The organism is Methylomonas koyamae, assembly GCF_001644025.1.
GTDB lineage: Bacteria > Pseudomonadota > Gammaproteobacteria > Methylococcales > Methylomonadaceae > Methylomonas > Methylomonas koyamae_A.
This window is the reverse complement of the sequence record NZ_LUUK01000118.1, coordinates 1-6,422: the sequence shown is the minus strand read 5'-3', so window position 1 is coordinate 6,422 and position 6,422 is coordinate 1. Positions and strand designations below refer to the sequence as shown.

At 52.7% G+C, this 6,422-nt stretch carries 5 protein-coding genes; all 5 read right to left on the bottom strand.

The annotated features are described in order from the left end of the window. The coding region (locus tag A1355_RS09125; protein ID WP_197471761.1) for an Ig-like domain-containing protein at positions 1-3,474 on the bottom strand (3,474 nt) is incomplete at its 3' end. A 36-nt stretch (positions 3,475-3,510) separates the two neighbouring features. Then, complete coding sequence (locus A1355_RS09120) at positions 3,511-4,260, bottom strand: DsbA family protein (protein WP_157197819.1); 750 nt, start codon at positions 4,258-4,260, stop codon at positions 3,511-3,513. A 173-nt stretch (positions 4,261-4,433) separates the two neighbouring features. Continuing rightward, a complete protein-coding gene (locus A1355_RS09115; protein WP_064027226.1) occupies positions 4,434-4,775 on the bottom strand; it encodes a hypothetical protein in 342 nt (113 codons plus the stop codon). Further along, on the bottom strand, positions 4,753-5,061 hold the full coding sequence (locus A1355_RS09110) for a hypothetical protein (RefSeq protein ID WP_064027224.1): 309 nt from the start codon (positions 5,059-5,061) through the stop codon (positions 4,753-4,755). The genes A1355_RS09115 and A1355_RS09110 overlap by 23 nt, the downstream gene beginning before the upstream one ends. A gap of 45 nt (positions 5,062-5,106) precedes the next feature. Further along, positions 5,107-6,422, bottom strand: a 1,316-nt coding sequence (locus tag A1355_RS09105; protein WP_197471760.1) for a carboxypeptidase-like regulatory domain-containing protein, incomplete at its 5' end; no start/stop codon positions are given.

Genomic DNA, 6,422 nt, shown 5'->3' with positions numbered 1-6,422 from the left:
CGCCAGCAGCGGTTGTTGCAACTTCAGCGTCAGGGTTTTCCGGTCGCCGCTCAGCTCGCGGGTCACCGCGATCGCGTCGCCGCCCTTGCGCAGTTCCACTCCACTCAGGCTCAAACCGCTCACCGGTTCGTCGAATTGCACTTGCAGCACTGCGTTCGTCGGGACGTCGAGTTGCGCTGCCCCGACGCTGAATCCAAGGATGCGTGGCCCATTCGCGTCTCGGTCAAACGAGGTCGTGAAGTAGTAATTGACGTAGCCCAGTGGGTTTCCGAACAAGTCCTTGATGGCGTTAGTGACGGCTATCCGGTGTTGCCGCCCAACCGCCAACGCGACGTTCGGAACGAAGGTCGCGCTTTGCCCGTCGCCGTTTAGCGTTACGACGCCGAGAATTTGTTGCCCCGTGACTTGATCGTAGAGTTGAACGCTTTGATCGTTAACGGTATCTCCATGCACCGGTTCGCTAAAGCGGATACCGACTACAACATTGACTGCTACGCCGGTACTGTTGGCGGCTGGGTCGATAGCCGCTACCGTGGGCGGCGTCGTATCGACAGTGTTTCCGGTTTTGTAATGGAACGAATAGGGAGTCGCGATCGGGTTTCCCGCGCGATCGCGCACTCCGGCGACTACAACTTTATATTCGGTATAGTCCGCCAATAAATCGGAGGGCGTAAAAATCAGTTGCAAGCCGTCGCTCGACAATCGCACCTTCCCGGCAATCTTGGCGCCCCCTTCCAACAAACCTTGAAAAATGGTAATGGAATCGGCATTAATCGATTTGGCGGACAAAGGCTCGCCGAAGCTGACAATGATCGGATTGTTCTCCGGAATGTCGATCGATGCGTCGGCCGGCGACGTTCCGGACACCGTCGGCGGCGTTACGTCGGGATTCAAAGGATCGGTACCGTTTTGCACCTCGGTCCCGTCGGGAACGCCGTCGTCGTCGGAATCGGTATCGATCGGGTTGGTGTGCATGTCGACTTCGTCGCCGTCGGAAAGACCATCGTCGTCGGAATCGGTGTCGTTAACGTTCGAACCGTATACAGCTTCTTGTTCGTCGCTCAAGCCATCCCGGTCGGTATCCGCTTGCACGGTCAGCGTCAAACTGGTTGAGGTTTGTTGGTTTCCGCCGAAATCGGTTGCTTTGGCGACCACGGTTATCGTGTTGCCGACGGTGCCGAACGGCACGGTTACCGGGTACTGATAAGGCCGAGAGGTATCGGTGTAGACCGTCTGACCATCTACAATGAACGATACCGACTTCACTCCAATATCGTCATCGGCGGTCGCCGTCACGGTAACTTTTTTACCCTCGACAACAATGGTATCTTGCGGCGGCTCGCTGATTTCTATCGTCGGCGCGACGCCACCTTTGTCTTCGGTCAAACGGTATTGTCCGATCAATAACGTCGAGGTACCGTTCGCTTCGAAATCGGAGATCGAGCTGGATGCGGTCAAGTAAACGTAGTTGGAATCCAGCGCGACGCCGGTGCCGTTGTAGTCGTTGAAATTTCTAAAGTCGACAGTGCCTTGAAACACCGCGGATTCCGGGTCTTCGATATTGACGTACGGGACTGAATTGACAAACAAGACTTCGGCGAAAAACGCAAAGCTATCGGTCAATTCAACGTCGTACGGATAAAACGCCGCATCGGAAGCCACGATGATAGGATTTGTTGGATCGCCTATATTGACTGCCTTGAAGCCGGAGGTATAGGCCGAGACATACGCGTAACCGTCCTTGACGGCAACGTCTTTTACCGGACCGATACTAAGGCTGCCTTTTTTAACAGGATTGGCTTTGTCGGTTACATCAATGATATGCAGCGAAGTTCCAGCGACCACGGCCACGATATTACCTTGCGCATCCACACCTTTAGCTTCGCCGAGTCCACCGAGAGAGCCAGCCGCGATCGGTTGCGCGGGTTTATGGACATCCACGATTTCCAGGCCACCGTTACCGTCGGCAACGTAGGCGAATTGGTTGTCGATTTTGACGTCTTGCGCGACGCCCGCCGTTTCGTAAGAGGCGAGTAGAAGAGGATTGGCCGGATCGCTGACGTCAATAATCTGCAAACCATCTTCGCCGTCGGCAAGATAAACCACGTTACCAACCACCCTGACGTCGATCGCGGTACCCGCAGTATCCAAACCGCCAACTATCGTCGGGCTGGCATGGTTGGCCACGTTAACGATTTGTAAGCCCTTGCTACCGGCGGCGACGTAAGCGAAATCGCCGGCCACATCGACATTGTTGGCATAACCGGGGATTGAAATCGACGATAGCGCGGTCGGGCTGAACGAACCGACGGTGACTGTGACGGTTTTTTCCAATCCGCCGTTACGAACCGTTAAATTCGCGGTTCCGGCCTGGCCTGCAAACAATAAACCGTCCTTGGCACCGAAGCTAACAACGCTCAAGTTGCTGGAGCTGTAACTAGTGCCGGTGGATTTAGCGGTAATGTCCTCAAGCGTGCCGTTTCCGCGCTTGCCGGACACTTTCACCTGTAAATTGGCCTCGTTATAAACCGTATTGAACGTCATCGTCGGATTAGCTGGCGCGACGATCAGCTCGACAAAACTGCGACCGCCGCCGTCAGTACCGTCGGTCGGGTTGTAACCAGCGAGGATTTCATCGTTGTCGTTGACGCCGTCGCCGTCGCTGTCGGCTTTCAGCGGATCGGTGGTGTAGCCGTTGGAGCCGGCGACTTCAATGCCGTCGCTTAAGCCGTCGCCGTCGGTATCCGCCAAACGGAAATTAGTACCCAACTGGTACTCGCGTTTGGTCGTCAAACCGTCGTTATCGGGGTCTTCTTGCGCATCGAGAGGATCGTTCGGGTTCAAACCGTTGGCCAGCTCGAAATCGTCCGGCAGACCGTCGTTATCGGCATCTCCAGTCGTCGACACGCTGATGCGCTTGAACGCGACGACTTCATCCTTGCGGGCAGTGATCAATACGCTACCGCTGGAGACCGCGGTAACCAAGCCTTCGGCGTTGACCGACACAATAGCCGGGTTGCTGGAACTATAGTTTGTACCGTTCGAGGAGGCGGTGACGTTTTTGACGGTACCGTCGCGGTAGGTCGCTTCAACCTTTAACTGCGCGGTTGCGCCTTGGCTGGAGAGAGTTTCGACTGTGGGTTCGCTGACCTTCAGGCTAACAGGGATGGGTTCAATATTCTCAAACGTGATGTCCGGCACGTTAACGATGCCGTTTTGGACAATATTGAAGTAATCGCTTTCTCCGGAGAAGGTGTCGCCCAGCTTGGTGCAAGTCGCCCTGGCTCTGACCCGGCCCATTTGCGAGGGCACGTTAGGCATCGACCAAGCACCATCCTTGCCGACCTGTACGGTTCGGTTGAGAATATTGACGACGCAGTTCTCATCCAGCACGTTGGCCGCCGATTGCCCGCTTCCAGCAAGCCCCAACAACAAGACCAACACATAAAAAGCTTTCATGACCTGAGTGTTCATCGTCTTTATCTCCCGATACCGCAGACGCTTCGAATATTACTTTTTTAAACTGTCGATCGCGGCGACGAAGGTTTCGAACGACTGCATGCCGTCGAAGCGCCGGTAATCGACTAACTGTTTATCCTTGATCCGCCCAATTAAGAACGCAGGCGTACCGTTAACGCCCAAACGACTGCCAAGCGCGATGTCGTTCTGTACCTTTGTTAATTGCGCCGGGTCATCAAGACACTTCTTCAATGCGGATTCATCCAATTTATATTGTTGCGCAACGCTGGCAATTAATTCGTCGCTAGCCTGGCCGCGGGCCTCGAAAATTGCGTCGTGCATCGCCCAGTATTGCTTCTGCTCGCCCGCGCAACGCGCGGCTAGCGAGGCTTTTTTGGCATGAGCGTGGAAATCCAGCGGAAAATCTTTCATCACGTATTTAACCTTGCCTTTATCGATATAACTTTCGCGCAGTTTGGGCAAAACGTTTTTGTAATGCTTTCCGCAAAATGGGCATTCGTAATCAGAAAACTCCAAGATCGCAATCGTAGCGTCGGCTTTGCCTAAAGTCATCGACTCATTTCCAACCAGCGGTATTGGAATCAATTTGGGCTTGCTTTCGGTAAGTTTTTGCTCAAGGTCAGCCACTCTTCCTTTCAGCGAGCCAATTTCCTTACGCATCTCGGATATCTGCGTAAATATTTCATCTGCGACCCACTTTTCCTCCGCTTGCAATTGACCACTCAACAGCAAACCAATAATTAATAAAAAAAATCTCATACAAATCCAATAACGCCACACTATTTTGCGCTAACTTCCCAATAAGCCACTCAGCCCGTTAACGGAACATGAGACCATTTTTAAGCACTTAATTATAAGAACAAACTCTTTTTGTCTTTGTTTAAACGAAAAATCAAAACGACTACCTGCGGTTCGATCAACATCAACACTAAACACAGACAACATCCACTAAATTAATACGGCTTACCAACATAAAAATTGATAACTTCTCCAAATTGATCAATTTCAAACAGGTGATAAAACCCATCTTTATTTGGAACTTTATATTCAAAATACTGATAATTGCATCTAACTCTCACGACGCGAGTTTCCTTATCTTCAAACGCTGACGGCACATCCTTATTAGACAACCTGTAACTAGCCACAATGCTAGAGAGTTCGCCTTCTGAAAAGGCTTTATCAACACAATTTATCGCGTATCCATCACGAGAAAAAAGCCCAATAAGAAAAAACAAATACAAAGCCCAACGTCTCATAGCATCACCGACCCTTTCAATTAACGCCTTCTTTGGCATCCACGATCTTACCGGAAGAATTAATAGTAAAAACCTGAAGATAATCGGGCGCTTTTGGCAGACCTACTTCTGTATAGTAATAGTGACAGCCCTTTTTCTGTATCAAAACCTCAAATTTGTCGAATGCTTTCGGAAGATCCGACCTTAATGCCCGCTCTCTAGCTACGATAGCTTGTATCTGACTATTAGTTAAGTCAGGTCCCGTACATTCCGCAAAACTGGCTTCGACAAATAAAGCTGAAACCAGGAATAGGAAATAAATTCCGATCTTTACTAAAGAAAACATTCTCGCAAACCCCACAAACAACGTTAGCCAATTAAACTTCTAGCCTTAAGGAAAACAACCAGCCACCCCACCGGGATATCCCGGCAAAGTACCGTTACCGTAAGAAATCATTGTCGCAATACGCGAATCGACAGCAGCGTTACAAGCCGCATCTGAACCGCAACTAGGTCTCTCCCGACGAAGACAAGCTACTTCCACTTTAGATGCATCGCACTCATCTTGGTGCGAATCCTCACCAGCTTTAAAATCTGGTCTCGTAGTATCGCATTCGTTAGCCCCAGTCGGACAATCTATATGACCATAATGAACCTGCTCATGTTCTATCACGCATTTCTTGACAATATCACCACCGGTATTTCCACCGGTAAAACTACTGCCCGCGCAAGCCAACTTAACGGTGTTGCAACAAACCACAAACCCTCCGCCAAAGCTAATTGCCGAGCAACATTCCTGATCAGTTTTTGGTGGTACTTTGCTTCCGCTGCTGCACAAAGTACATTTTGCAGCGCCGGGAATTTGCCCATCCGGCTTATTGCTTAGCTGGCAGTTTCCGCTACAAGTCTGGCATTCCGCGGAATATGCACACCCACTGCCCCCCGGTTGACTGCCACAATGCCAGCCCGCCTTAATTACTCCAACGCCGTCATTGGATTTAATGATGCTGCCGTCGGTGCTGACCGTGCCGAGGCCGATCGCTACGAATTCTTCCAGGTCGTGGTCGTAGGAGTACATCTCCACTTGCGCGCCGGGTTTGTGGCCGTCGACGTTGGGCAGGGTCAGCCGGGCCGGCGGGTCGAATTTGGCCCCGACCGGTTGGATGGTGACAATAAACTGCGGCTGCATGCCGTTGGGCGGCGCCATCGGGATTTTGCTGGCGTTGACCGGCGTGACCGAGAGCTTGCCGGTCTTTTTGCCGTCCGGGAAGGTGACCGAGCCGCGTTTGACTTCCAACGCGAAGCCGGGCACGTCGGGCAGAGTCAGCGTGACGTCTTGGTCGCCGACGGTTTTGGCGTTGACGGTGTCGAGCTTGACCAGGTAGACCGGCGCGGACAGCGGGTTGTCGGCACCGGCGATCGTGACCAGGTTGAAGGCGAGCGTGGGCCATTCGCCTTCGGCGGTGGTGGTGCTGCCGTCGGCGATCAGGCGCACTGCGCCGACCGGGACTTCGCTGATTTTGAATTGGCCTTGGGCGTCGGTTTGCGCTTCGCGGGTGGTGCCGTCGACCCGTAGCGTGACCTTGGGTAGCGGGTGTTCTTGGTTGTCGAGCACGACGCCGCTGATGCTGGTTTGGCCGGCGTTGCCGGTTTTTAGCGCGGAGGCGGTGAAGCCGGCGTAGAGGCTGGTGCCAACCAGGGTGGCGG

Bases quoted from the DNA above. Each gene is read 5' to 3' on its own strand.
- A1355_RS09115 (WP_064027226.1), bottom strand. From the start codon at position 4,775: ATGCCAAAGAAGGCGTTAATTGAAAGGGTCGGTGATGCTATGAGACGT.
- A1355_RS09110 (WP_064027224.1), bottom strand. From the start codon at position 5,061: ATGTTTTCTTTAGTAAAGATCGGAATTTATTTCCTATTCCTGGTTTCA.